The following is a 26288-nucleotide window of genomic DNA, read 5'->3' as shown; positions in this document are numbered from 1 at the left end:
TCACCTGGCGGGTACAGAGGTTTGTTTTAGACCGGAACTTGCATACCCTCTCCCTGATGCTGAAATCCGATGATGTCATTGGCCTGCTTGTGGAGTGGCCCTGTGATGCGATGGATATGCGCGCGCACCTGCCCGCCGCACGCACATACTGAGTGAGATCATTCTTCACAGTCCCCGGATATCCATCTGCGTGAACCTTGTATACGTGATAGCAAAGAAGACGACTGGACGGATGGTCAGCGCCACAACGTTCGACCGATCTGGCCGGGTGTATCCTCAAGGATCGCTTCGGGGGAATCATAAACCCCGGTCTACCCCGGCAGGATAATGTCAGAACTCCGGCGATATCTGCACACTACGAAGAACCAGCCGGGGCTCATGGCCTCCTTGATGGGCGCGCAGAACCTCCTTGTCGCAGGTCGGGTTCTCCAGGGGCGCCTATGAAACTGCCGGGTTTTGCCATTCCGGGGAGATTCTCCGTTATTGATCCTGAACGCCGTTCTGGCCTCCAGGATTGCGCCAGGGGATAACTTCCACTGGAAAGTCTCCATGCCGTCCGTATTGCAGGTATCAGAGGCTTATTCGATGAAAACGGTGGTGCGGACTTCCCGCTGACGATTCGACGCTCGACACAGAACATTTAAGGTCAGGAATCCGGACATAGAGCATAGTGGTATCATGAATGCAACGAAGTGCAGTGCGCAGGTTGTTGAAAGAATCCTTGTTGCCGCACTGCTCACCTCCCTCCTAGTCTCCGGCGCTGCAGCCCTGCCCTGCACGACCGCCGGCGGGATTGCGGTAGCGCCCGCCGACGATGTGAGCGACAGGGTGGAACTCATCCGGTCGGTCGGCGGCACGATACACCCGGGCGAGTATCAGACTGTCTGGAAGTCGGTGCCGTCGGGCGTGAGAACCATTGTGGTCAACCTTGACTGGAGCGGCCACCAGCATCCCGGAACCGATTCTCTTGCCCTGACCATAACCCCGCCGGGCAGCGGCGTGCTCGGCCCGTACCGTGACGGTGTCGACGGAAGGATGGACGAGAAGATCTCTCTCGCCCTCTCAGGGTCCGATTCCCTGCCGTCCGGCATGTGGAAGTTCCTGATCTTCGGGGAAGACGTTCCGGAGGAGGGAACGGATTATACGCTGAATGTTATCTATTACTACTGATGGATGTAGAGGCACTGTAGGGGGCCGGACCGTGCACAGAGCGGCTGACCTGTTCATTGTCCTGTCCCTGGCCCTGCTCCTCCTCTGGAGTCCTGCGACGGCAAAGATCATCGTCGAGCCAGGTCCCGCTGAACTCCCCACTGATGGGATAAACGTCGACGACGAGTTCTTCATGCCGCTCTGGTCCTACCCGCCGATGGAGTTGCTCACCATCTTCCTCCTCCTCCACTGCCCGCTCCTCGCGATGCCCTTTGAACTCGTCTATTCTACCGGCGTCACGGCGTACCTCGGCTACCGGACCTCACGCTGCCCCCTGGACAACAAGAAACGGTCCCGGATCTATGCCTGCATCCGGGATCACCCGGGGATCGCGCCCGCGGAGATTGCCCGTATCACCGGGATCAACAGGGGAACCACCCGTTACCACCTCTCCCGTCTCCGGGAGGCCGGTCTGGCCAGTGCCCTGTATCGAGACGGCAGGGTGGGCTGTTTTCGGAACGGCGACTATGATACGGCCGAGAAGGTCGTATGCCTGCACCTCCGAAATGGTACGCGTCGGCAGATCTTTGCTCTTCTCCTTGAAAAACCCGGCATCACGCAGTCAGAGATAGCCGAGATCGTCGGCATCTCGCGCTCCACAGCCGCCTGGCACCTGCGGCGGCTCGCCGCAGATGGGCTCGTTGAAGCGAATCGCGATGGCCAGACAGTGTGCTACACGCTCACCGGCGAGGCACTGGTGCCTTCCGGGGGTTGCGAGGGGACGGCAGACGGCACGGTGCCCCTCCTTCCCTGGAACGGAACGGGTGCCGAAAATCGTGCCGACTCCCCCCCGGTAGGCGATCCGGCCCCTATCGCAACTCCTCGATCTTCCACCCGAGAAAATCCCGGATCACCGTGAACGCCAGCCCCGGCGGGATCGCGCCCTGCTCGGTGACGATCAGGTCGACGTACTCCGCGGGCGTCACGTCGAAGGCCGGGTTTCGGACCCGGACGAAGGGGAGTTCCTCCGCCACCGCCCGGGGCAGCACCTCGTCGGGATCGCGCTCCTCGATCTCGATCAGGTCGCCGAGGATCGTTCTTGGCGCGAACTTGTAGGTCTCGGCCGCAACGATGACGTTCGTCCGCGCCTCGTGTGCGGCATGCGCGATCTGGGCGGTCCCGATCTTGTTCACCACCGCACCGTTCACCGCGATCGCGTCGGCGCCGACGACGACCAGGTCGACGTCGTTGATGAAGTAGCGGACCGCCGAGTCGACGATATAGTTTGTGCGGATCCCGGCGTCGTTTAAAGTCCTGATGGTGATGAGCCCCTGGCCCCGGGGCCGCACCTCCGTTGCGTAGACCTCAAGCTCCTTCCCCTGCCGGTGAGCCTCCAGGATGCACCCGAGCGCCGCCTCGGAGTTGCAGTGGGTCAGGAGGACGTCGCCGTCCGAGATATGGCGTGCCCCGATTGCCGCTATCCGCTCGACCGCGTGCTCCGAGTGGTCGACGAACTCCGCCGCCCGGGCAAGAACCGCGTCCCGTGCGGCCTCCACCGAATCGAACGAGTCGAGCGCCCGCATCACGGAGCGCACAGCGTTTGGGAGCGAAACGGCGGTCGGCCGGGTTGCGGTGAGGATATCGGCCGCCTTTTGCATCTCCTGCTTGAAGGTCTCGGGGTCGGAGACATCGAGATTTGCGGCATAATCGGCCAGCGCTTCCACCGCCGCCCGGGCGATCCTGCCGGCGCCCCGGATCTCCATACTCTTTATGCTTGCTGCCGTCTCACTCAATACCATACGTCCTCATTGAAGAGAGGACAAGAGACTACATAGATTTATTGACGTGAGAATCCATGTCGGTAGCCGTTGTTTTCGATAGTGCAGGCACACTTCTGCGGACTTACCGCGTAGCACGCGACATCCTCCGCGACGAGATGCTGACCGAGGTCGAGACCACGACCATCACCTTCGGTTCGGATTCGCGAGTGCTCGTCGTTCTGCACCTCCACTCCCGGGACGTCATGGAGGCGCCGGAGGACCAGTGCCTCTCCGAGTTTTTCCTGGAACGCTCGATCGGGTTCGGGGTGGCCTGTTCCCGGCGGGTCATCCCCGCAGAAGCGGTCGGGGATCTCCTCTACAACGACGAAACAGCCCGCGTCGGCGATCTCCAGGCATGCATCCGGCAGGTCTGGGGCTGCTGCAAGAAAGAATCGATCGTCACCATGAACAGCGGCGTGATCCTGAATCTGGACATCCCCGGCATCGAGTTCACGGTGACGACCGGGGGGAGGCCGTTTGAGGGTGCGAAAGAGACCATCACCGAGCTGCACCGGATGGGCGTTCCCGCATACATAGCATCCGGCGACCGCGTCGCAAAGCTCGAACGGATGGGCGAATACCTCGGCATCCCCCGGGAACGGGTCTACGGTGTCGCAACCCCCTCGATGAAGGCACGGATCGTGGAGGACCTCAAAGAACAATACGATAAAGTTGTTATGGTTGGAGATGCCATCAACGACCTGAATGCCTTTAGGAAGGCGGACCTCGCGGTGCTCACCGAACAGCAGTCGGATCGGAAACCAGCCGTCCTTTATGCGAGCGTGGATCGGGTAATCCACAACGTCGACGAGGTGCCCGGTATCGTGGCGGAACTCCTTGCGGATACTGCGGCAACCGGGAAAAGTGCAACAACATAAACCCTAATATGATACCAGAAGAAGATTAGTTTAACGAGGATCTCAAGATGACCCCACTTATTACGGTGAAGGATCTTTGCATGGACTTCAACGGGACTACCGTGCTTAAAAACATCAATTTCGAGGTGGCGGAGGGAGAAACCGTCGGCATTATCGGCAGAAGCGGTGCCGGCAAGACCGTTCTCATGCACCTTATGCGGGGTGTCGACCAGCCTCCGACACAGGGTGCAATCATCTATCACGTCGTCACCTGCGGCAAATGCGACTACATCGGTGTCCCGAGCGAGGCGGGAAAGCCGTGTCCAGTCTGCGGGGGCAACCTCGAACCGGCTGATATCGATCTCTGGGCCGACGAAAGCGCAATAATGAAACGGCGAGTCATGCGGAGAACCGCCATCATGTTCCAGCGGACGTTCGCACTCTACGGCGACGACCGGGTGATCGAGAACGTCCTGCGGGCGCTCGACGACGTCAGCTACCCGAGCGAAAAGGCCGTCAGCAGGGCCGCCGACCTCATCGACCAGGTCAGGCTCTCCCACCGGATGATGCACATCGCCCGCGACCTCTCCGGCGGCGAGAAGCAGCGGGTGGTGCTCGCCCGGCAGCTCGCGAAGAACCCGTTCATGCTCTTTGCGGACGAACCGACCGGGACGCTCGACCCGGAGACCGCCACGCTCGTCCACCGGATGCTCATCGAGAGCGCCCAGGCGAACGATATGGGAATGGTGGTCACTTCCCACTTCTCAAAAGTCATCGAGGACGTGGTCGATCGGGCAATCCTCCTCGAGAACGGGGAAATCAAGGTGATTGGGGCTCCCGAAGAAGTCATCAACAAGTTCATGGAGAACTACAGCGACGTCGAGCAGCACGAGGTCGGGGACGTCGGCGAGAAGATCCTGGTCGCCCGGGACGTGGTCAAGCGCTACCTCTCGGTCGACCGGGGCGTCGTCAGGGCGGTCAACACCGTCTCGTTCGACGTCGGCGAAAAAGAGATATTCGGGATCATCGGCAAGAGCGGAGCGGGCAAGACGACCCTCTCCCGGATCATATCCGGGATCCTCGAGCCCACCAGCGGCGAGATGAATATCCGGATCGGCGACGACTGGATCGACATGACGAAACCCGGCATCGAGAACCGCGGCCGGGCAAAGGGATACATCGGGCTCCTCCACCAGGAGTACGATCTCTACCCGCACCGGACGGTGCTCGACAACCTCACCGACGCCATCGGTCTTGAGTTCCCGAAAGAACTCGCGATGAGGAAGGCGATCATCACGCTCGGGATGGCCGGGTTCACCCCCGAGAAGAGCAAGGAGATCCTGGAGCGCTACCCGAGCCAGCTCTCCGAAGGCGAGAAGCACCGGGTGGCCCTCGCCCAGGTGCTCATCCGCGAACCCCTGCTCGTCGTCCTCGACGAGCCGACCGGCACCATGGACCCGATCACGAAGATCGACGTGAAGCATTCGATCCTCCATGCTCGCGAAGAGATGGACGAGACATTTATCGTAGTTTCGCACGATATGGAATTTGTGAGAGATATCTGTGACCGCGTCGCCCTCATGCGGGGAGGCAAGATCATTCAGATGGGACCGACGGAGGAGGTGCTCGCCCATCTCACCGAGGACGAACGAACGGTGATGGGGGCAGGCGGAGCCCCTGAGGTGCACGTAATGGAGATCCACCTGGACGGCAAACGCGTTTTGGTTCCGGAAGGTTCCCGGCTCGGGGATCTCCTCCCCGCATGGGATGAGCGGTTCAGTGTCGCCGTCATCCGCCCGGCGCTCGTTGAAGATGAAGCCGAGTCGCAGGAGGTCCGGTTCGCCGCTCCGGCGGGTGACCTGGTCGTCGAGGTGGCGAAGACCGCGGCGGTTTCCCGTCTCCTTCGACCGGAGGTTGCAGAACAGCTCCGCCTGCACTGGCAGGATCGTTACGCCGTCGCCTTCGGGCCGTTCGAGTCCGACGTCCGCCCGGCACGCCGTCCGGGCCGGTACGAGCGCGGCGACGTGATCCTCGGGTGCGGGGGCTATGATCCCTCCAGATCCTACCTGATCTTCGCACGCATGAGGCATACCGCCGACTACGGCGCGCCGGAGGACGGCGGCGTCATCGGCAAAATCGTCACCGGCCGCGGACTGCTCGACCGGCTCGCCGACGGCGATCAAATCACCGGGGTCGAGCGGGTGTTCCGGCGTGTCGACCGCTCGAACGTCGTCGTCACCCGCGACTCCGACTTCCCGCTCGAAGACGGGATGCAGGTCGTCTCCTACGTGGAAGCGGAAGTGCAGGGCTTCGGGGAAGACGGGATCGATACCGGAACCGCCCGGACCGTCGAGCACTTCCTTCTCTCCGTACAGGGCGGCAGATTCCAGGTGGGCCGCTCGAGCAGCACCCACGTCGCCGACACGCACCTGGTCCCGACGCGGGTTCCGGCGGAGTTCTCCGGCCCGAGGCTTGAAGGAACCGTCACGGTCAGAACCGTCGGGAAATCCTCGGGAGGAGTCTACATCTACACGCAGGGCGTCTCGGCAAGCCCGGCGCACACCGTCGTAGGACGGGTCGTCCACGGCATCGAGCTCGTCCGGTTTGCCGATGAGGGCGACCTCCTCGCCATCCGTGCGGAGCCGGAGCAGTTCGACCTGATCGGCCTCGCGCTTCCCGAGGCGGAAGCGGTCGCCGCCCGGCGTGGCGTCTCCCTCACCGCCGACGCGACCGAAGGCGACCGCGTCGTGGTAAGCCAGACCCCGGCAACGACGCTCGAGGTGCTGGCCGGCGGCGATGTCCGGGTCGAGACGGTGCCCGCCGATCACGTTGTCACCATCACCCTCGACGAGACGGCAGCGCCCCGGTCGGTCAGGATCTTCCGTGAGGTGACCGGGCTCAAGCACCACAGCGTCGGGAAGATGCCGCTCGTCTTCGTCTTCGAGGACGTCTTCCTCTTCAAGCCGAAGATCGGCAAGAGTGTCGGGATCATCCCGGAGAACACTCCCGAGGGCGAGGTGCCGGCCTACACCCTTGCGATGACGAACGACTCGCGGCGGGGAACCGGTATGGTCGGGATCCGCACGACACCGAGCGCCGAGTTCGGTCCGACATCCGAACCGCTCACCGGCACGAACGTCATCGGGAAGGTGCTCGATGCGGGGAACCTTGCCGGGATGCGCGAGGGAGCCATGGTATACGTGAAGGAGGTGAAGTGATGGCAGAATATATTCCCGATTACGTGGGCACGGTGACCAAATACGTCTTCGTTGAGTCCCCGTCCATGACCGCCGGCGAGCTCGCGCTCAGGGCCTACGAGGCCTCCGAGGGCGTCCTCATCAAGGAGACATGCTTCGGGCTGCAGGTGACGGGCGAACCGGAGTCCGTCGACCGCCTCATCGAAGAGATCCGCGCGTTCGATCCTACCCATATCTTCGTCAAGGACCGGGGATTTCCTCCCGGGGACCCGAGACGCTGCCGGGCGAATCTCGGCGGAGCGAGGCCGGGCTACCTCGGCCACGAACGGGAGTTCCGCCTTCTGCGCTACATCAGCCGCGGGCTCGAGGAACTCGACCGGCGTGAAGAAGGTGACGCGGAACCGGCACCGCCCGCACGCGGGAAGCGACCGTTACTTGATATCAAGCGACTACAAGAACTGATAGATATAGAGGAGTCCTGAACAGAATGGCAAAGGTGTTTATCTACCCTGCAACGAGCCTCATCCTCTCCGACCTGGTGGCCCGGTTCGGCCATAAGCCGCTCGGTGCAGCCCTCGGTATCCGGGAGAGGATACAGACCGCCGGGGTAGACTCCCCGCCCCTGCAGATCACTCCCGAAGAACCCAAACGCGGCCTGAAGTACGCGGCCGTCGAGGTGCCGTCCGGTGTTCGGGGGCGGATGGCTATCTACGGCCCCCTCATCGAGGAGGCCGAGGCCGCGATCATCGTCACGGACGCCGACCTTGCGTTCGGGTGCATGGGCTGCGCCCGCACCGACGAGCTGATTGTCTTCTCCCTGCGCCAGAGCGGTATCCCGATCCTGGAACTGAAGTATCCCTCGAACGAAGAGGAAGGCGTGCAGTTCGTCGCCGCCGTCAAGAAGTTCCTCGACGGTCTTCCAAAGGAGGAGGGCGGGGCATGAGCCGGAAGGTGCGGATCGCCCAGCTCTCCTGCGGGCCGGAGTACAGCGGGGTCCAGAAAGAGATCTACGAGGCTGCCGAGTCGGTGGACGCGGAAGTCTTTTTCCCCGACATCGCGCTCGCCGATGTCGAGCGGGGGGTCGACGCGTTCGGCCTCGACGTCAGGAGCGCCGATCTAAAACTCATGATCGCCCGTGCCATGGCCCTCGTGGAGGGGAAGGTGGATGCCGACGGGGTCTTCATCGGCACCTGCTTCAGGTGCGCCGAGGCGGCGATTGTCCGAAACGAACTCCGGCGGTACATCCACGAGAACTCCCGGCTGCCGGTGGTGAGTTACTCCTTCACCGAGCGAACGACCTCAGGGACCCTCCTCACCCGGATGGAGGCCCTGACCACCATCGCCCGCCGGAGAGCGCTCCTTGCCCGTGAGGAGCAGACCGGGATCACGATGGGCGTCGACTCGGGATCGAGCACGACGAAGGCCGTCGTGATGAAGGACAACGAGATCGTCGGCACCGGGTGGCACCCGACGACCGAGGTGATCAAGAGCGCCGAGAGCGCCGTCGCGGACGCGCTCGAGATGGCCGGGCTCACCCGCGAAGATATCCAGGCGATCGGCACCACCGGATACGGCCGGTTCCTGATCGGCAAGCACCTCGGGGCGGATCTCGTCCAGGAGGAACTGACGGTGAACTCCAAGGGCGCCGTCTACCTCGCCGACCACCAGCGGGGCTCGGCGACCGTCATCGATATCGGCGGGATGGACAACAAGGCAATCAGCGTCATCGACGGCATCCCCGGAACCTTCACGATGGGCGGGATCTGCGCCGGGGCGAGCGGCAGGTTCCTGGAGATGACCGCAAAGCGGCTCGGCGTGGACATCACCGAACTCGGGCCCCTCGCCATGAAGGGTATGGGGGAGAATGTCCCGATGAACAGTTACTGCATCGTCTTCGGGACGCAGAGCCTGGTGAACGCGCTCGCCGCCGGGTCCTCGCGCGAGGACGTGGCGGCCGCGGCCTGCCACAGCGTCGCCGAGCAGGTCTTTGAGCAGCAGCTGCAGGAGATCGACATCAAGGAGCCGGTGATCATGGTCGGCGGCACCTCGCTGATCGAGGGGCTGGTCCACGCGATGGGCCGGCTCCTGCAGACCGAGATCGTCGTCCCGCCCCACTCGCAGTACATCGGCGCGGTCGGGTCCGCCCTGCTCGCGTCCGGATTCATCAAGGGAGAGTAGATGCCCCCGTTGAACTACTTCGTGGTCGAGTCACCGGACGAGGTCGGGAGAGTGGCCTACGAGCGGATCGCAGGCGATGTCCTCCAGGACCTCGATCTCATCAAGGTGATCGACCGGCTGCACATATACGTCGACCCGAAGGTGCCGATCTTCGTCGCCGCCGGGCTCCTGCGCCATATGCCGCGCGCAATCCGCATCGCCGACTTTGCAAACGTCAACCGCGGCGAGAACGAGATCGTCCTCGATATCGGCGACGAGACCTACCTTGCGCCGCTCCTCCAGAAACTCTGGATCATCTACGGCAAGGAGCACGTCGACCAGCCCGACCGGTTCACCGTCGTCCTCCCGGTGGGGATGGCCGGGGACGAGGATCTCGATCGGCTGGTGGTTGCCGACCCGAGCGAGACCCTCTACAAGGACGTCATCTACGCGCTCCAGTACATCGCCCCCGAGGGGTTCAAGGTCCGCCGCCAGTACATACGGGAAGGGAAATTTTACTACGTGGCGAGCGAGGATACCCTGCCGACCGACATCGTGGAGACGATGGTCGTACCGCTCTTTGAGAAGATGGGGGTGACGCTATGACGACGCTGGTGCCGGTGACCTATAAGGGGGGCGTCTACCGGCACGACGAGATCATGGACCTGATCGACGACCTCGGGGGCTACATCGTCCAGAAGCACGTCATGGCCCAGGACGTCGTGCTCCAGTCGTTCGTGCCGCGGGACGATATCGAGATGATACGCCGGATCGCAAAACCGCTCGCCGGCGAGGTGGTCGAGGCCCCTCTCGTCGGGACCGAGATCGCCGTCGTGAGCCCGAGCCTGGAGATCCATCACCTTCCCCACATCTCCTGCGATATCGCTGAGTACCTCAGGCGGTCGGGCGCGAAGACCAACATGGTCGGGCTTGCGAGAGGCTTCGGGAAACGGATTGCAAACCTCAACGACGAGGAGCGGGACGTCATCAACGAGCATGATCTCGCCGTCTACGCGCTCGGCAACTTCGAAGAGTGCATCCGGCAGAAGTTCCCGGCGCTCCGCCGGGAGATCCACGTGCCGATCGTGGTGACCGGCGCGCCCGATCGCGAGACCCTGATGCAGGTGATCGACCCGCCCGTCGAAGGCTACGTAGGGGGGATCGGCCGGATCATGCACCGGTTCAAGCGCCCCGAGGAGCTCGGGAAACTCGACGAACTGGTGGACGAGGTCTCCCGCGCCCTGGATGCGCGGCGGGATGCTCTCGCAAAAGACCCGCTCTCCGTCTTCCCGCCCCGCCTGATGGCGATCATCGAGGAGCAGATCCACGAGGTCAGCATGCTCACGCACCCGACGCCGGTGACCGCCCAGATGGAGGGGCTCCGGGTGAAACTCCCCTACGATTCGTACGCCGATGACGTGCGGTCGCTTGCGGTCGCCGAAGGGGTGACGGTCGGTGATATCGCCGACGTCACGCCGTCACGGATGCGCAACTACATATTGATCCGGATTAAACCTTTCTCGGAAACGAGGATACTGGTGTAGTTGCGATGGATTTCGAGAAGATACTCACGAGGATTGTCGAACGGGGGTCGGACACCATCGCGGAGGAACTCCTCCGCGAGATTGAGAGCGAGTACGGCAGGGTTCCGCTGATTTTTGAGCGGATGGCGGAACGGCCTGAGATCCTCATCTCGCACCTCCTCTACAAGGGCGCCGTCGTCGAGACCAGCCAGCTCGAGCCGAAGACGATCGAGCTCATAAGCCTCGCGGTGGGCGCCGCGCTCAAGTGCAACCACTGTGTCGAGTACCACATGCAGTCGGCGATGGCGAAGGGCGCAACCCGTGCCGAGATCCTCGAGGCAATCCTGATCGCGGGGATGCTCGCGAACTCCGCCGTGCTCGCGGATGCGTACCGGGTGGTGAACGGCTCGGCCCCCTGTCCCTCCTGCGACATCAACGGCACGGGGCTGAAAAAGACCTGTTCTGATAAGTGACCGGGCCCGGAGTATGTGCGGTATTGCCGGGCAGTTTGCCCTGAACGGGGAGGGGGCGGATGCGGCTCTCGTCGGGGCGATGGCACAGCGGCTGGCTCATCGCGGGCCCGACGGCGAGGGGAGTTTCTTCTCCGGGCCGGTCGGCCTTGCCCACCGGCGCCTCGCGATCATCGACCTCTCCGACGAGGGCCGCCAGCCGATGGGAAACGAGGACGGAACGGTTCAGATCGTCTTCAACGGCGAGATCTACAACTACCGCGAGCTCAGGGAGGAACTCCGGGATGCCGGCCACACATTTGCTTCCGCAACCGATACGGAGGTGATCCTGCATGCCTACGAGGAGTGGGGGAGGGACTGCCTCGCCCGGTTCAACGGGATGTGGGCGTTCGCACTCTGGGACGGGCGCCGCCGCGAACTCTTCTGCGCCCGCGACCGCCTGGGCGTCAAGCCGTTCTACTACGCCGTAGCCGGGGGCTCGTTCATCTTCGCCTCGGAGATCAAGGCGCTCCGGGTGCATCCGGTGGTCGGCCGGCGGCCGAACGACCGGATGCTCTCGACGTTCCTGGCGTGGGGAGTTGCGGATCACACCGGCGAGACGATGTACGACGGCGTCTTTCAGCTCCCGCCGGCCCATGCGGTCGTCGTCTCGGAGGAGGGTGCCGGGGAGCCGGAACGCTACTGGAACTTCGCGATGAACCCCACCTCGCGAGAGGCCGGCGCCGACGACGAGGCCGTTGCGCGGGACGTCCGGGACCTCCTGACCGACGCGTCCGGCTCCGGCTCCGGAGCGATGTCCCGGTCGGAACCTGCCTCTCGGGCGGCATCGACTCCTCGACGGTCACCGCCCTGATCAACGTCATCCTGCGCGAGGAAAGCCCGGAGAGCGTCGGTGAGCGGCAAAAGACGTTCTCGGTCTGTTTCGACGATCCGAGATTCGACGAGAGCCGGCATATCGATGCGGTGGTCGCGGCGACAAAAGTCGCGAACCGCCGGACGACACCGGGCATGGACGGGCTCTGGGAGGATATTGAGAGATTACTCTACATGCAGGACGAGCCGTTTGCGTCCCTCTCGATATACGCCCAGTACTGCGTGATGCGCCTCGCCCGGGACGAGGTGAAGGTGGTCCTCGACGGGCAGGGCGCCGACGAGCAACTTGCCGGCTACATCGCCTATCAGGCGCCTTATATCAGGGGACTCCTCCGGCGCGGAAACGTCCTCGCGGCCATCCGGGAGGGAATCGGGAGTGTGCGGCACCACCGGTCGTTCTTCTCGTGGGCGGCTGCTCAATCCCGGGTCCGGTCGGAGCGGCGGGAACTCCTCCGCGGGTCGGCGCCGGAGGTTCTCCGGTATGCGGGGTCGCTTGACGAGGTGCTGAAACGGGAGGTCACGGCCTCGAATCTCCCTCTCCTGCTGCACTGGGAGGACAGGAACTCGATGGCCTTCTCGATCGAGGCCCGGGTCCCGTTCCTCGACTACCGGCTGGTGGAGTACCTCGCAGGGCTCCCGCTCGACCAGAAGATCCGCGGCGGCGTCACGAAGCACGTCCTCCGGCGGGCAATCCGGGGTCTGGTCCCGGACGCCGTCCGGTGCAGGACGGACAAGATGGGTTTCGTCACCCCCGAGGAGGTCTGGATGAAGGGCGAACTTGCGCCGCGTATCCTCGACCTCTTCTCGACGCCTGAATTCGCAGAACGGCCCTACTGGGACGCGGAGCGGGTGCTCGAAAACTACCGGGCGTTCCTCGAGGGGAAAAGCCCTTATTCTACCGAGTTCTGGCGAATTGCCTGCGCGGAGATGTGGCTCCGGGAGTTTGATGCGTAGTTTCCTCTACCAACTTTTTCGTAAGCGTCTCCTGTAATCTCTTCCGCTGTTTACAGAACACGTAGTGTCCGCTGGTGGTCTTGTGCCGGAAGCATGGGGAGATTCTGGAGAAGAGGCGTACACGGCTGCCCAGAGGATAGTGTGATGATTGCTTCCTTTCAGCGCGGGCGGGGGTTTCAGGAGGAGTTTTGCACGATAGAGACAGGGGAGGGGGATGCTCCCCCCTCCCGTCGGCCCCACCCCCGATGGCGATATCCCCACGGTCCACTGCATGGGAATATGCTGAAGAAGGGCGGTTCCCTGACTTGCTTCCCCGGATACGGCTTTCCACCGGCTATCGCCATGACTGCCCCTGCCCCCGGGAGGGGGCGGGGGAGGAGCGCCGAAGGCGCGGGTGGAGTGGGGGTTTCCGAAAGGAAGTGCATTACGAGTATCCCCCGTGCCCTTCACTCCCCTCCCTCCTGCGGGCAGACGCCCCCCTTCTCCCGGAGCCCCCTCCCCGCATACGCCGCAAGAATGACCGCGAGGACGCCGGTGATGAAGATACCGTCGAAGATCCCCGCACCCCCGATGGAGAGGACGGTCGACTCCCCTCCGGTGAGCGCCGAAAGCACGCCGGGGTTTGCGAGGTTGAGGATGTCGGCGCCGAGCAGGGTGCCCATGGTTCCCCCGGCGTAGGCGAGGCCAGGGGCGGTGCGGCACCCGCGGGCGAGAAGGAGCCCTGCTACGGCGCCTGCGAGGGGCGCGACGTAGAACGGCATCGTGATCCCGAGGCCGGGAACGGGCGTTGCAAAGGCATAGGCGACGAGCGATACCATAACGACGGCGGCGAGGGCCTTCAACCGCGAGACCCGGCCCCGCCCGACCATCTCGAGCGTTACGAAGATGGGGATGACGGCCCCGCCCACGTTGACCGCGATGACGTCCTCCCCTACCGGGAGAAGCGGGATATCGATCAGGCTCCCGAGCAGCGCCCCTGCGGTCACCAGCACCGCCTGATAGAACCGGAGCCCGATCGATTCGAAGATCCCCTCGCTGATGAGGAGCAGGTTGAATATGACCAGGGCCGGTATGAGAACCGCGAACGCAATGAGGATCTGATCCGGGCTGAAGGGAACCGGTAAAATCGCGATCGTGGGCAGTTCGGTCTCCATAGGCCGGGTATACCGGGGGGTCATGCCATAAATAGTTTCACGGGCGACTCCCGTACGACTTCGACCGGACGGTCTTTCGGACAGGTCGACGCCGCCCAACCCGGGCCGTATCGTTGTCTGCTGAAGGATGAATATCACTGATGATAACGCAAAATGAGGGGCCAATAGAAAACAGAAATGTCTAATTGCGCATTTTATATTCATTTGAAAATAGATATTTTCATATATGGGGAATCAAAAATAGTGTTAATCCAATAATTCCTTCCCCGAATCGGATAACGGACACCGGATGACAACCCCCGGGAGCTGTCGTTCAAGGAGGTTTCCGTGAATTCGGTACACGTTTCGGGGATGGCGAGCGGCCGGGAACAACTCCGTTCTACCCGACCGGGTTGCATCTGTGCAGAGGAACATGACCGCCTTTACTGTTGAGGACCTGATCCGGCATCTGGAGCGGCTCCAGGCGAGGGGCCCAATCCCGTTCGACGTGAAGAGCGGAGAGATCTTTGGCGTTCTCTGCCCCTGCGGTCAGGACCGGCAGACCCTGCTTGCCATCCTCATGACGATGCTCTTCCCCGTTCCCGGATTTGCCGAGCGTTCACCGCTCGCGGTTCTCGGCAACCTCGGGGACGTGCGCAGAAGCATGGGCATCGTCCTGCGGGAGTCGGTGCTCGACCCTGCGCTGACCGGCAGGGAGAACCTGGACTTCCACGCCCGGCTGCACGGCCTGGGCGACGATCTCCGGAAGAGGAGGATCCCCGAGGTCATAGACCTCTTCGGAATCGCCGGAAGCGCCGATGCTCGTGTCGAGACCTACTCTCCCGTCATGATGCAGCAGTTGGAGATTGCCCGGGCATTTCTCACGCATCCGTCGGTCCTCTTCCTCGCCGAACCGACGACGGGGCTGGACAAGGCCGGGCGCCGGGAGATCTGGGACCTGCTCCGGCGGCTGAACCGCGAGCGGAGGGCGACGATCATTTTTACGACGCATGATGTGGAAGAAGCGGAAGCAATCTGCACCCGGGTTGCGGTGGTGGACCACGGCGAGGTCGTTGCCCTGGACGCACCGGAGACCTTCCGTGCGGTGATGTCCCTCGACGATACGCCGCTCGAGTTCGACAACCCCACCTGAGCGTCCCGGCTTTTGCACCGGTAGATGAGCGGCCGGGGCAATCGAAACCGATTTATCGTTGCGGCCGTGACATGGATGCATGGCCGTTCATCTCCATCACCTGCTCGCGGTTCTGTCCGTCGTCGCGTTTGTGCTTGCCGGTGGATGCCTCGAAGGCAGCCCGGCGCCCGACAACCAGATCGTCCGGACGATCACGCCGTCCGAAGCATCCGCCCTGATCGAAGAGAGGGGGGGAGATCCGGGTTTTGTCATCGTCGATGTCCGGAGACCGGATGAGTTCGCCGGCGGGCACATCCCGGGCGCGATCAACATCAATTCAGCGGAGTTCTCAGAGCACCTCGATGGCCTTGACCCGGAGGCGACCTACCTCGTATACTGCCAGCGGGCCGGGCGGAGCGCCGGTGTCCGGGAGATGATGCGCGAGGCCGGGTTTTGCGAGGTCTACGAGATCGAGGGCGGCCTGAACGCCTGGGAGGCTGCCGGGCTCCCGGTGGCCGGTTAAACCGTATTGTTCCTTATGGGTGGGCTCGACGCGGTTGCTGCATCGAGCCCGGATGAGTGGAGGAGAAGGGGGAAACGGATCCCCCTCAGATGATGATGGCTGCAGTCTTCATGTCTTTCTCGTCGTCGAAGTCGGTGATGACGACCTCCGTTGAGAGGATCATGCCTGCGATGGACGCCGCGTTCTGGAGCCCGAGCCGCACCACCTTTGCGGGATCGATGACGCCGTGCTCCATCAGGTTCTCGTAGGTGCCGGTCTTTGCGTTGTAGCCGAACCCTGGCTCGTCGCTCCTCTTTACGGTGGCGACGACCTCGGCGCCTTCGACACCGGCGTTCTTTGCAATCTGACGGATGGGCTCCTCCAGCGCCCGCCGGACTATGGCGACACCCACCTTCCGGTCGTCATCGAACTGCAGTTTATCCAGGGTTTCGATCGCCCTGAACAGGGTGACTCCGCCCCCGGAAACCACGCCTTCCTCGACCGCCGCCTTGGTGGCGTTCAGGGCGTCGTCGATCCGCATCTTCTTCTCTTTTAACTCCGTCTCGGTCGCCGCGCCGACCTTGATGACGGCGACGCCGCCTCCGAGGTTTCCGAGCCTCTTTCTGAGTTCGTCCTTCTTCCACTCGGAGTCCGCTATGTTGATCTGGGACTCGATCAGGTGCATCCGCTCTTCAAGGGCCTTGCGGTCGCCTTTTCCTCCGACGATCAGGGTGCTCTCTCCGTCGACCTTGACGGTGTGGGCCGAGCCGAAGACCTGCCTGGAGACATTCTCCAGTTTCATCCCGCGGTCTTCCGAGATCACCGTCGCGCCCGTGAGGATCGCGATGTCCTCGAGGATTGCCTTGCGTTCGTCGCCGAACCCGGGTGCCTTGACCGCACAGACCTTAAGTGAGCCGCGTATGATGTTCAGGATGAGGGCTGCCTGCGCCTCGCCCTCGACGTCCTCGGCAATGATCAGGAGCGGTCTCGCCTCCTGTGCGGCCGCTTCAAGGATAGGAACTATCTGTTTGAGCGAGGTGATCCTCCGGTCGGTGATCAGGATGTAGGGGTCTTCGTGCTCGCAGACCATCTTCTCGGTGTCCGTGATCATGTAGGGCGAGATGTAGCCCCGGTCGAACTGCATCCCCTTGACCACCTCAAGGCCGGTATCGAGGCTCTTTGCGTCCTCGACCGTGATGAGCCCGCCGTAGCCGACCCTGTCCATCGCGTCGGCGATGAGTTCACCGATCTCTTCGTCGTTGTTGGCCGAGATGGCGGCGACCTGCAGGATCCTGTCCCGCTCCCTGACCGGGACGCTCGTTGATTGGATATACTCCACGGCGGCCGCAACCGCGGCGTCGACGCCCCGCCTGACTTCGTTCGGGTTCGCCCCGGAGGAGATGTTCTTGAGACCTTCGGCGAGGATGGCCTGAGCGAGAAGCGTTGCGGTTGTCGTCCCGTCGCCGGTCTTGTCCTGGGTCTTCTGGGCGACCTCCTTGACGAGTTTCGCCCCGATGTTCTCGAACTTGTCGTGGAGCGAGATCTCTTTTGCAATCGTCACGCCGTCGTTCGTCACGACGGGGCTTGTCGACCTGTCGATCACGACGTACCTGCCTCTGGGGCCGAGCGTTATCTTGACAGTGTCGGCGACCTTATTGACGCCGGCAAGGAGCGATCTGCGTGCGCCTTCGTCGAACATCAGCTGTTTTGATGATACCATGGGCTTCCTCCGTTACCTGATCTTTGCCAGGATGTCCTTGTATGGGACGAACACGTACGTCTCGGAGTCGATCTCGAACGTATCCGAGGTATAGCCTCCGTACAAAACACGGTCCCCGGGGCTTAAGGGGAGACTGGAGCCGTCGTCGCGCTCTCCTACCGCAACGACGGATCCTTCCTTTCTGCCCTCCCGTGCGGATTCGGGGATGTAAATGCCGCTTTTCGTAACCTCTTCTCTTCGTATGGGTCTGATGAGAACCCGTTCTCCGATTGGGATAATCTCCATGAGTCTATCACCTTCAGAGAGTTTTTGCAACAAGATCGTAAGGCATCCTAAATATTTAAACCTTATCAAAATTATCGAAATGATTTCGATATATTGGATATCTTTATACCTGATCGGCTCATACGCATGAATAATCGATGACACCGACGGCAAGGCAGATAGTCTTTCGACAGGTCGAGAGGCCGAGAGGCAAAAGGGCGGAGGAGAATCTCGACTGGTTCTTCAACAGCCTCGGTATCGGAGAAGGAAGGGACGTCGATCAGGTCGCCCAGCGGATTCTCGTCGTCCTTCTTTCGCACCAGGTCTCCGGGAACGGCGTGCCCGTGGAGAGGATCTCGCGCGACCTGGATGTCTCCAGTTCCCGTATCAACCACCACATCAGGAACCTTGTCGATGCCGGTGTCGTGTACCGCCACAAGCGGCAGATCCATCTCCGGGGCAACTCCCTCCAGTCGATGGTGCAGGAACTGCGCAAAGATGCGCTCCGGGTTCTCGACGATATCGAGGCCACGGCTGCAGAGCTCGACCGGTCGTTCGGCATCGAGGAGTGAAAGGCGGGGGCGGGCTCCCCTCATTCCTCCTGCTTCACGTAGGTGACGCCCTCCGGCTCCTCCGCTTCGCGGGTCTCTATCACGACGGTTCCCGAGATCCGGTTGAAGAGCCGCTGTTTCGAGCCCGGCATGGCGAGCCACCCGATCAGGCAGTCGGGGATGAGGAGAAACGCCTTGCCGAAACTCTCGATTGCTGCGGCAAAAAACCCGATATCCTCACCGGCGCGGCCGGTGACCCGGATCTTCAACGCCATCTTGCCGATCGACTGGCCGCGGTATCCCTCAAACAGCGTCCAGTAGAGGAAGAAGACGACCGAGGTGAGGCTGATCGAGATGAGCCCGGGATCTATGCTGAACTCCCAGGAGGGCGGCAGCCGGTCGGAGATTGCCCAGACGGGCAGCCCTACCAGGATGAAGTCGATGAGCCAGGCCCAGAATCGGGTCTCCCACCTGGCGAGATAGAGGGTAGCCATATCGATAATCTGTCGTCCCTGGCGGGGCTTAAGGTTACGTGTCGGCCGATGGGGGGGTGGCCGGATGCCCCGGCCACAACAGTGATATAGTACACTCTCAAGTATAATACTTATGAGTGTGTTCCTCGACCGGCATCGGGAGTTATCGGCGCTTGCCGATCGCTACCGGAGCGGTAAAGCCGAGTTCGTTGTGCTTTACGGGAGACGCCGCGTCGGAAAGAGTGATCTCATCGACCAGTTTCTCCAGTTCGGGAACGGGATCCACCTGCTTGCCCGTGAAGAGTCGAAAACCCTTCAACTCCGGAAATTCTCAAGAGACCTCGGGGATTATTTCGAGGATCCCTTCCTCAAAAGAACCGGTTTTTCAGACTGGGACAGTTTCTTCGAGTACATTGTGCAGCGATCCGGCTCCCGGTTTGTCCTTGCCATCGACGAGTTTCCGTACCTCGTCAAAGAAGATCCCTCGCTTCCGTCTATCATCCAGGATTACTGGGACACACACCTCAAGGAGACTCAGGTCTTCCTCCTCCTCTCCGGCTCGAGCATCTCCATGATGGAGTCGACGACGATGGACTACAGAAGCCCACTTTTTGGCAGGAGAACGGGCCAGATCCTCCTGCACCCTCTCCGGTTCATCCATGTCCTCGACTACCTGGGGGATATGCGCAAGGCTGTGGAGTTCTATGCCGTCTTCGGGGGGACGCCTGCATACATCATGACCGCCGATCCGGATAAAGACATCATGGCCAACGTGGAAGAAAAGTTGCTGCGGGAGGACTCTTTCCTCTTCCGGGACGTCGAGTTCGTTCTCAGGACGGAGCTTGCCGAACCCCGTTACTACTTCTCCATCCTCTATTCCATTGCGGAGGGGAACAACCGTATCGGCCTCATCTGCAATGATACCGGCCTTTCCAAGAGCATCGTGAATAAGTACCTCTCCGTTCTGATCGACCTGCAACTGGTACACCGGCGTATACCTGTAACCGAGGGGCAGAAGAGCAGGAAAGGTCTCTACTTCCTCTCTGACAATCTCTTCAATTTCTGGTTCTCATTCGCCAACCCCTGCCTGGAATCGCTTGAGCGCGGCAACGCCGGGCTGATCGTGGATCAGTACGTCAAACCGCGGTTCGCGGCGTATGTGGGCAGGCTCTTTGAGGCAATCGTCGCAGATCTCTTTGAACTCTTTAACCAGCACGGTGCCCTGCCCTTTGTCTATACCCGGCTGGGGAGCTGGTGGCACCGGGGTGAGGAGATCGATATCGTCTGCCTCCGCGAAGACCAACCAGAGATTCTCTTCTGCGAGTGCAAATGGCAGGACGGTGTGGACGGCCATCGGGTTCTCGAGGAGCTCCGGGCGAAAGCGCCCCATGTCTCATGGCAGAACGGCAGGCGCAAGGAGCATTTCTGTATCGTGGCACGAACATTCTCTCGCCGCCCGATGGAGGACGATCGAGTCTCCTGCTATGACCTTGACGACCTAACGAGGGTTGTTGCAGATTGCCGAAAAGGAGGTTTCTCGGCATAGGCGTGCTGTATCCGGAACCCGGATCCTCCGGGTGGAGAAGGCGCACCGGAGCATTGCTTTGTTCGCATCGACCGGGCATGTACCGGATTCCCGGGACTATCTATCGTAAAAAAAGGCGTTATCCAATATAACTCAGTTCTTCGCGACCTTTTGCCTCTTCGGCTTCCTGGATCTTTGCTATGATCTGCTCCATATCCTCGGCACGCTGCTGCAGCGAGGTATGGTCGACCTCGATCCCGGTCAGGCGGGAGAGCACCGTAAGAAGGCCGTCGGCACTCTTCGGGTCGACGATGTAGCCGCTCGTCTCGCCCATCAGGCAGATCCCCTCGATGCCCCGCTCCTCGCCGAGGCCGAGCAGGAGCCCCGAGGCCCCCACGATCATTCCGCTGCTCCCGGCGTTCTCAAACGACCCGCCGGCCGCCTCCACCTCGGAGCGGAGATGCTCCATGTTGACCGCCGAGAGCACCCTCGGGTTCTCGACCAGGCGGCCGACACCGTAGCCGCCGAGCGCGTAGACCCGCTTGACACCGAGATCCTGCGCGATATCGAGGTAGCGCTCCGCGAGGACGTAGTGGCCTTCGGCCGAGTTGCTCTGGAAATCTCCCACCAGAAAGAGGACCGACGTTCCGTTCTTCTCGCAGCGGTAGATCTCGTTGTTGACGAGATGGGTGACGCCCCGCTCGTCGACGATCACCTGCGGCGGGAAGTGGAGCGAGGAGATCTTCCCTACCTTCTCGGCCCCGAGTTCGTGGATCAGGTGGTCGGCAACGAGTTTCCCGACGTGTCCTATGCCGGGCAGACCCTCGATCAGGACGGGGGCATCGAGATTGTCGTCTCGCAAAAAGGTTACTCTGACGTGTTCCATCTGCGTACGGCCCTCCTGTAGTTACCGTACCTGTCTTCGGGTGAAAAACGTGCCGGATGGGCCGGCCGGCACGGCCGGCCGCAGACCGGGCAGAGATCGGAGAGCGTGTATCTCCGGTCGTGCGGACAGCGCCGAATGCGGCTGCTCATATGGTTCTATCCGGCCTTCTGCTTCCGGATAAACTTGCCGGAACCGCCGGCCCGCTCGACCACACCGACGGCGGCGCTTGCCGCCTTCTCGATTGCCTTCTCGGCTTCCTTATAATCGGGTGCGGTTACTTTTATCCGGTATTTCGGGGCTCCGACGTAGATCAGGTCGATATCCACGTTCTCGACCTTCGGCTGCGCACTCCGGAGCGCCCGGCGGATCACGTTGACGCCGTCGGGCCGGGCCGACGTCAGGACGAGGTGCCCGGTGATCGTCACCCTCGAGACCTTCACGTTCTCGTTCGCGACGGTGACAAGCGCTTGTTTGATCTTCTCGTCGAGGTTCAGCTTATCCGCCGCCTCGCCGCCGGTGGTGACGATATCCTCGAAGGCCGGGTACAGCTGGCCGTATTCACGGTATATGGCCTCCTCGATGATCTTGCCGTCCGCTCCCGATGCCTCGGAGGCGAACTCGATCCATTTCACGGCCTTCTGCTCGTTCTTCCACTCGTGAATCTTTTCGCGCCGCTGGTGCTCGTTTACATCTTTTAACGAGAGATCGATGTGGCCGCGATCGGGGTCCACGTTCAGGACTTTGCAGACGACCTTCTGTCCTTCTCGTACGTAGTCCCGGATGTACTTAATCCAGCCCCGCGCTATCTCGGATATCGGTATGAGCCCTCGTCGCTCGTTGTACTCGTCCAGGGTCACGAACGCCGCAAAGTCCTTGACGTCCGCGACCGTGCAGACAACGAGTTCTCCTTCCTCGGGCCACTCTCTCTCATTCATGGAATTATCACTCAAGTACTGCCATTATCTCAGCCTTTATATCAGCTTTCCCGCCGTGAGGCTCCGCAAGGATACGTCCGCAGACGGTGCACTCCACGATGGTACTCGCTCTCTCAAAGACTACCTGCTCGTTTTCACAGTCGGGGCACTTTACCCTGAGGAATGTGCTCCTGTTCTCTCTGTTTACCCGGACCATACCAACTCACTCCGTAAGCTCGAATTTACCGATCCTGAATCCCGGCCGGAGGTGCGCCTTGCCGCAGACCGTACACCGGTATCTGACGTTGATCTTCTTCGTCGGCTTGTCGCCGCCGGGCACTTTGTTGAATTTACCCATGTTGCCCACCGTGCTCCTGCGCGCCTTCTGGCGGTCGATCCAGTTGAAGTGGCGCACCTTGCCCTTCTTTACCTTCACGACTTCGTGAACCTGGTGGCTCCTGCAGAACGGGCAGTATGTCTTGAATTTGGACGGCATTTTCATGATAGTAACCTCTATTCAATAGACTCGAGTACCTATATTACTTGTTAAGCCTAATATTTAAGGCTATGTCGTGCTCGCAGAGCACGTCTGCATTGTTTTCCGGCAGGGTGACGATATCCCCCACGTTTAACACGTAGGTCCTGCCGTCCATCCCCATGAACGACTCCACCTCGGAGCGGATATGCACGAGGGCGTAGGGAGACCGGGCGGAACGGGGAACGGGGGGCGCCGGAGTTCCGTGGGGTTCCGGGGTGCCGTCGGCTTCATCGAACCGGGCGCCGGCGGCCGCACCGTCGCCGCCGAACGGGACTGCCTCGCCGTGGACGAGTGCCTCCCGGCACTCCTCGATGGCGCTGATGATCCGCTCGTACATCGCCCGCTCCTCCGGGAGCATCTTGCGGGCCTCATCCTTATTGACGTACTGCCCCTCCATCTGCTGGAACGCAAGGTCGAGGATCTGCCTCGTCCTGACCGAGAAGATCTCCTGGACGGTCTCGGTGACGCTCCCGATCTCCTCGATGAGCAGGCCCCCCGCCCGGGTCTCCAGGGGGTTTTTGAGGTCGTAGTAGTCCGTCTTGCGCTTCTCGATGTACGCCCGGGCGTCGTCGTAGAGGCCGGGCTCGATATGCGAGAGCCTTCCCGAGTGCTGCATGTCGAGCAGCATCTGCCGCAGTTTCTCTAAAAGATCGGCGGCCATCATGCACCCCCGGCTATCTCCGCCATGCCCCGGCAGCAGAGGAAGATCGCGAGCGCTTCGGGGACGTTCCGGATCCCTGCATCGAGCGAGTAGGTGTTCCCGAGCATGGATGTGGTGAAGTTTGCCTTCAGATCGACTCGCACGTCCCGGTCGCCGAAGACCACCGCGTCCACGAGCGGATCGAAATCCGCGAAGTCCCGGAAATCGAGCGGCACGACCCGCATTCCGCTGCCGCCGTGCAGCGATCCCGGCGTCCGGATCAGCCGCTTGATGTCGGTCGTGACCGGTTCGTCCGCACGCGCCCCGGCGTCCCGGAGCCTCTCCTCGAAGTCGGGTGCGGCCGTGAGCGCGCGGACGACCCGGTTCTTGAGGAGATCCTCCGGGGCTCCGGCGGCGAGGCTGCCGATATCCGCGAGGAACTCCGCGGCCGTCCGTTTCCCGATACCGTCGAGCCCCGCAAGGTAAGCCGTCGCCTCCGCCGGGTCGCGGGCTGCAAGCCCCGTGAGGTGGGCACGGAGCGCCTCCGCGTAGCGCCGCCGCCACCCGGTGCGGGCACCTTCGGCGCCCGCCCGGTCAGACCGAAGGTCTGACTCGGTCTCGCCGCCACCCGGAGCGAGCATCGCGGCCGGGTCGAGCCCGATGCCGCAGACGTAATCGACGATCTCGCGCCGCTCCTGGCTTCCCCATCCCCGGACGCCGATGTCGGTGACGTGGATATGGTAGCCGCGCCCCCCGGAGAAGGCGAGCCTGATCTGGCTTCTGTCAAAGCCGAGTTCGTCGGTCAGCATCGCGAGCAGTTTCTCGGTCTCCTCCTTGACCCGCGCAAGCATCATTGCGTAGGGGCCGCGGACGATATGGTCGGCGTCGAGATCGAAGATGAGGTCGGCGCCGGCCCAGTGCTTCTCGTTCATCGTCGGCGCCGACGGCGTCTGGTAGTAGGCCGTCGAGTAGTAGACGTGGGCGGGGACCAGGCTTTTCACGTATGCGCCGAGTTCCTCGCGGTCGGCAAACGCCATGTGCCGGCGCATCCGGACTTCGGCTGCGGCGTCGAAGAAGATGAATCCCCATTCGCGCTGCTCGAGGGAGGACGGAACGGTGAGGTTCTGCCTCTGGTAGTACTCGGCGAACCTCTGCTTCACAAACTCGAGCGTCGCGGGTTTCATGGGAACGTCTTGATCATATATGGGCCCACTCGTTCATATCCCTGTTTCCTGTAGTAGGGCCGCACCCCTACCCCGCTCATCACCGCGAGGCGGCGGTAGCCGTGATCGCGTGCCTCCTCTTCGGCCACGGAGAGGAGCTCGCTGCCGAAACTGCGGTGCTGCCATTCGTCGGCGGATGCCGGGGTGCTGATCGGGACCACGCTCCCGTAGACATGGAGCTCGCGCAGGAGTGCGGCGTCGGCGAGTTCCTCGCGGAAGGGTTTGTGCGGGAACCGGAGCCGGGCGAACCCGACGAGGGCGTCCTCGGAGCCCGCCTGAACGAACCGCTCCTCCCCGCCGCACGCCCGGTAAACCAGGGTCGAGATCGCCACCTCTTCCGGTTCGGACGCTCTCCCCACCTCGCGGCAGCGGATGCACCGGCAGCGGAGCCCCTGCTCATGGAGCCGCGCCTCTGCAAGCTGCCGGAAGTTGCTGTGCCTTGAACCCGCGACGATCAACTTTGCCGGGATGTCGCGCTGGATCCGCTGGAGGCGGACGTACTCCGGGAGGAGGGATTTCGCGTAGGCGACGAGGTCGATCAGTTCCTCCTCGGTGTAGGGCAGATACTCTCCCCTTTCCCAGAGTCCCTCGATCTCTGATCCCGGCGTCACCAGGGTCGGGTAGATCTTCAGGAAGTCCGGCCGGAACCGCTCGTCGGCGAAGAGTTCCCGAAGCATCCGCCGATCGTCCTCAATGCTCGCCCCGGGAAGGTTCGGCATCATGTGGAACCCGACTTTCAGCCCGGCGTCGCGCAGGAGGCCGTTCGCCGCGACCGAGTCCGCGACCGCGTGGCCGCGGCGGTTGTAATCCAGGATCCGGTCGTCGACGTGCTGGACGCCGAGTTCCACCTTGGTCACGCCCATCGAAAGCATCCGGTCGATGTGCTCCTCCCGGCACCAGTCCGGCCTCGTCTCGAAGGTTGCGGCGACGCACCGGACCCGTGCGGATTCGTTCGCGGCGAAGATCGCCTCGAGATCGGGTTTTTCCTGCACAGTCCCCGGCCGCGGGTAATCGTTCATCGCCTGCACGGCGGCCCCGACGAACCACTCCTGGTACTCGAGCGGGCGGGCGGTCATCGTCCCGCCCATCACGATCAGTTCCGCCTTGTCGACGTGGTGGCCGAGCGCCTCGAACTGCCCGAGGCGGGCCTGCACCTGCTCGTAGGGGTCGAAGGCGTGCTCTCTCGCCCGGAGCGCCGCGGGCTCCTCTCCCGTGTAACTCTGGGGGGATGCAAAGGGGTGTTCCGGCCCGCCGGGGCAGGGGAGGCATTTGCCGTGGGGGCAGGGGTGAGGCGAGGTCATCACCGCAACGGGCGCCACCCCGGAGAGGGTCCGCGTGGGTTTCACCTGGAGGAGCGGCCGGAGCCGCTCGCGCTCATCGTCGGCGGCGGCTGCGAGGATCGCGGAGTTTTTGGGCATGTTCGCACCGTGCTCACGGCAGACCTCGAGTTTGAGCTTCTGGACGTCGACAGGGCCCGGCCCGGTAGAAAGGATGCGGGAGATGATCTCCCGGAGAGTATTGGTATCGTTCATCGCTTAGTGTTCGGTTGCAATACGTTCGGACTGAAAATCGGCGTGGTATTCGATGTAAGGATTGTGGTTGGCCCGGATGTGGTGGACGATCTCGCTCCCGAGCGTCAGGATGGCTTTTTTATGAGTGACCTTATTTTTGTGGATATGGACGGGTGAGATGTGGAGAGCGTTGTACTGGTCGGTCGGGACATCCTCCCCCGTTGTGCTTTCGTAGTATTTCCTGATGTGGACTAACAGCATATGTAAGTGGAGCAG

30 protein-coding genes and 1 pseudogene are annotated in these 26288 nt (G+C 62.3%); 17 read left to right on the top strand and 14 right to left on the bottom strand.

Features of this window, described 5'->3' with window-relative positions:
* Positions 1-678 precede the first annotated feature (678 nt).
* Positions 679-1170, top strand: a complete 492-nt coding sequence (locus tag EI28_RS02085; RefSeq protein ID WP_048112241.1) for a hypothetical protein — start codon at positions 679-681, stop codon at positions 1168-1170.
* Between the two features lie 31 nt (positions 1171-1201).
* On the top strand, positions 1202-2068 hold the full coding sequence (locus tag EI28_RS02080) for a winged helix-turn-helix transcriptional regulator (protein ID WP_231476538.1): 867 nt from the start codon (positions 1202-1204) through the stop codon (positions 2066-2068).
* On the opposite strand, the gene EI28_RS02075 is transcribed toward EI28_RS02080, so the two are convergent.
* The gene (locus EI28_RS02075) at positions 2019-2948 is read right to left on the bottom strand and encodes a ribose 1,5-bisphosphate isomerase (RefSeq protein ID WP_048112240.1); all 930 of its coding nucleotides are present in this window, start codon (positions 2946-2948) and stop codon (positions 2019-2021) included. The two genes, EI28_RS02080 and EI28_RS02075, sit on opposite strands and share 50 nt — an antisense overlap.
* 56 nt (positions 2949-3004) lie before the next feature.
* On the opposite strand from EI28_RS02075, the gene EI28_RS02070 reads away from it, so the two are divergent.
* The 11 genes and pseudogenes from EI28_RS02070 (at position 3005) to EI28_RS15385 (ending at position 13000) form a co-directional block, all read left to right on the top strand.
* Positions 3005-3847, top strand: coding sequence for an HAD family hydrolase (locus EI28_RS02070; protein WP_048112239.1), 843 nt, complete (start codon positions 3005-3007; stop codon positions 3845-3847).
* Positions 3848-3894: 47 nt separating this feature from the next.
* Positions 3895-5502 (top strand): annotated as a pseudogene (gene atwA, locus EI28_RS02065) (methyl coenzyme M reductase system, component A2); the annotation flags it as partial.
* Positions 5485-7044: a methanogenesis marker 3 protein gene (locus tag EI28_RS02060; RefSeq protein WP_369792238.1), complete on the top strand. Its 1560-nt coding sequence runs from the start codon at positions 5485-5487 to the stop codon at positions 7042-7044. The pseudogene atwA and the gene EI28_RS02060, both read left to right, overlap by 18 nt.
* Positions 7044-7505 carry a methanogenesis marker 6 protein gene (locus EI28_RS02055; RefSeq protein ID WP_048112238.1) on the top strand — a complete coding sequence of 154 codons (462 nt, stop codon included), beginning with the start codon at positions 7044-7046 and terminating at the stop codon, positions 7503-7505. Before EI28_RS02060 ends, EI28_RS02055 begins: the two co-directional genes overlap by 1 nt.
* A gap of 5 nt (positions 7506-7510) precedes the next feature.
* A complete protein-coding gene (locus EI28_RS02050; RefSeq protein WP_048112237.1) occupies positions 7511-7966 on the top strand; it encodes a methanogenesis marker 5 protein in 456 nt (151 codons plus the stop codon).
* Complete coding sequence (locus EI28_RS02045) at positions 7963-9201, top strand: methanogenesis marker 15 protein (protein ID WP_048112236.1); 1239 nt, start codon at positions 7963-7965, stop codon at positions 9199-9201. The genes EI28_RS02050 and EI28_RS02045 overlap by 4 nt, the downstream gene beginning before the upstream one ends.
* Entirely contained in the window at positions 9202-9786 is a 585-nt protein-coding gene (locus tag EI28_RS02040) for a methanogenesis marker 17 protein (RefSeq protein ID WP_048112235.1), read from the top strand.
* A complete protein-coding gene (locus EI28_RS02035; RefSeq protein WP_048112234.1) occupies positions 9783-10724 on the top strand; it encodes a methanogenesis marker 7 protein in 942 nt (313 codons plus the stop codon). The genes EI28_RS02040 and EI28_RS02035 overlap by 4 nt, the downstream gene beginning before the upstream one ends.
* A gap of 5 nt (positions 10725-10729) precedes the next feature.
* Positions 10730-11176 (top strand): carboxymuconolactone decarboxylase family protein, encoded by a 447-nt coding sequence (locus EI28_RS02030; protein ID WP_048112233.1) that lies wholly within the window; start codon positions 10730-10732, stop codon positions 11174-11176.
* Between the two features lie 13 nt (positions 11177-11189).
* Positions 11190-12026, top strand: a complete 837-nt coding sequence (gene asnB / locus EI28_RS15390) for an asparagine synthase (glutamine-hydrolyzing) (protein ID WP_369792236.1) — start codon at positions 11190-11192, stop codon at positions 12024-12026.
* Complete coding sequence (locus EI28_RS15385; protein ID WP_369792237.1) at positions 11999-13000, top strand: asparagine synthetase B; 1002 nt, start codon at positions 11999-12001, stop codon at positions 12998-13000. The genes asnB and EI28_RS15385 overlap by 28 nt, the downstream gene beginning before the upstream one ends.
* 446 nt (positions 13001-13446) lie before the next feature.
* On the opposite strand, the gene EI28_RS02020 is transcribed toward EI28_RS15385, so the two are convergent.
* The gene (locus EI28_RS02020) at positions 13447-14154 is read right to left on the bottom strand and encodes a DUF1614 domain-containing protein (protein ID WP_052379640.1); all 708 of its coding nucleotides are present in this window, start codon (positions 14152-14154) and stop codon (positions 13447-13449) included.
* A 412-nt stretch (positions 14155-14566) separates the two neighbouring features.
* Between EI28_RS02020 and EI28_RS02015 the strand changes: the two genes are divergently transcribed.
* Positions 14567-15286 carry an ATP-binding cassette domain-containing protein gene (locus EI28_RS02015; RefSeq protein ID WP_048112243.1) on the top strand — a complete coding sequence of 240 codons (720 nt, stop codon included), beginning with the start codon at positions 14567-14569 and terminating at the stop codon, positions 15284-15286.
* A 79-nt stretch (positions 15287-15365) separates the two neighbouring features.
* Positions 15366-15788 carry a rhodanese-like domain-containing protein gene (locus tag EI28_RS02010; protein ID WP_048112232.1) on the top strand — a complete coding sequence of 141 codons (423 nt, stop codon included), beginning with the start codon at positions 15366-15368 and terminating at the stop codon, positions 15786-15788.
* Between the two features lie 85 nt (positions 15789-15873).
* Here the strand turns inward: EI28_RS02010 and groL are convergent, their stop codons facing one another.
* On the bottom strand, positions 15874-17487 hold the full coding sequence (groL, locus tag EI28_RS02005) for a chaperonin GroEL (RefSeq protein ID WP_048112230.1): 1614 nt from the start codon (positions 17485-17487) through the stop codon (positions 15874-15876).
* A gap of 12 nt (positions 17488-17499) precedes the next feature.
* Entirely contained in the window at positions 17500-17772 is a 273-nt protein-coding gene (groES, locus tag EI28_RS02000) for a co-chaperone GroES (protein WP_048112228.1), read from the bottom strand.
* 137 nt (positions 17773-17909) lie between these two features.
* Between groES and EI28_RS01995 the strand changes: the two genes are divergently transcribed.
* On the top strand, positions 17910-18323 hold the full coding sequence (locus tag EI28_RS01995; RefSeq protein ID WP_048112226.1) for an ArsR family transcriptional regulator: 414 nt from the start codon (positions 17910-17912) through the stop codon (positions 18321-18323).
* Between the two features lie 20 nt (positions 18324-18343).
* Here the strand turns inward: EI28_RS01995 and EI28_RS01990 are convergent, their stop codons facing one another.
* Positions 18344-18796, bottom strand: a complete 453-nt coding sequence (locus tag EI28_RS01990) for an RDD family protein (protein ID WP_048112225.1) — start codon at positions 18794-18796, stop codon at positions 18344-18346.
* A gap of 112 nt (positions 18797-18908) precedes the next feature.
* On the opposite strand from EI28_RS01990, the gene EI28_RS01985 reads away from it, so the two are divergent.
* Positions 18909-20321, top strand: a complete 1413-nt coding sequence (locus tag EI28_RS01985) for an ATP-binding protein (protein ID WP_048112222.1) — start codon at positions 18909-18911, stop codon at positions 20319-20321.
* A 118-nt stretch (positions 20322-20439) separates the two neighbouring features.
* Here EI28_RS01985 and EI28_RS01980 read toward each other — a convergent pair whose 3' ends face one another.
* From EI28_RS01980 to EI28_RS01945, 9 genes are all read right to left on the bottom strand, one after another.
* Positions 20440-21186, bottom strand: coding sequence for a proteasome assembly chaperone family protein (locus EI28_RS01980; RefSeq protein WP_048112220.1), 747 nt, complete (start codon positions 21184-21186; stop codon positions 20440-20442).
* Positions 21168-21335, bottom strand: a complete 168-nt coding sequence (locus EI28_RS13315; protein ID WP_082223051.1) for an RNA-protein complex protein Nop10 — start codon at positions 21333-21335, stop codon at positions 21168-21170. The genes EI28_RS01980 and EI28_RS13315 overlap by 19 nt, the downstream gene beginning before the upstream one ends.
* A gap of 6 nt (positions 21336-21341) precedes the next feature.
* Positions 21342-22121, bottom strand: a complete 780-nt coding sequence (locus EI28_RS01975; RefSeq protein ID WP_048112218.1) for a translation initiation factor IF-2 subunit alpha — start codon at positions 22119-22121, stop codon at positions 21342-21344.
* Positions 22122-22128: 7 nt separating this feature from the next.
* Entirely contained in the window at positions 22129-22317 is a 189-nt protein-coding gene (locus tag EI28_RS01970; protein ID WP_048112215.1) for a 30S ribosomal protein S27e, read from the bottom strand.
* A 6-nt stretch (positions 22318-22323) separates the two neighbouring features.
* Positions 22324-22602: a 50S ribosomal protein L44e gene (locus EI28_RS01965; RefSeq protein ID WP_048112214.1), complete on the bottom strand. Its 279-nt coding sequence runs from the start codon at positions 22600-22602 to the stop codon at positions 22324-22326.
* Positions 22603-22639: 37 nt separating this feature from the next.
* The gene (locus EI28_RS01960) at positions 22640-23302 is read right to left on the bottom strand and encodes a hypothetical protein (RefSeq protein WP_231476537.1); all 663 of its coding nucleotides are present in this window, start codon (positions 23300-23302) and stop codon (positions 22640-22642) included.
* Positions 23299-24462: a DNA primase small subunit domain-containing protein gene (locus EI28_RS01955; RefSeq protein ID WP_048112212.1), complete on the bottom strand. Its 1164-nt coding sequence runs from the start codon at positions 24460-24462 to the stop codon at positions 23299-23301. The genes EI28_RS01960 and EI28_RS01955 overlap by 4 nt, the downstream gene beginning before the upstream one ends.
* The gene (locus tag EI28_RS01950) at positions 24459-26033 is read right to left on the bottom strand and encodes a tRNA uridine(34) 5-carboxymethylaminomethyl modification radical SAM/GNAT enzyme Elp3 (RefSeq protein ID WP_048112211.1); all 1575 of its coding nucleotides are present in this window, start codon (positions 26031-26033) and stop codon (positions 24459-24461) included. The genes EI28_RS01955 and EI28_RS01950 overlap by 4 nt, the downstream gene beginning before the upstream one ends.
* A 3-nt stretch (positions 26034-26036) precedes the next feature.
* Positions 26037-26288: UPF0058 family protein (locus tag EI28_RS01945; protein WP_231476536.1), on the bottom strand; the 252-nt coding region annotated here is incomplete at its 5' end.

Source organism: Methanoculleus sp. MH98A (assembly GCF_000691865.1).
GTDB lineage: Archaea > Halobacteriota > Methanomicrobia > Methanomicrobiales > Methanoculleaceae > Methanoculleus.
The sequence above is the reverse complement of the archived record's forward strand: the minus strand, read 5'-3'. Positions and strand labels throughout refer to the sequence as shown.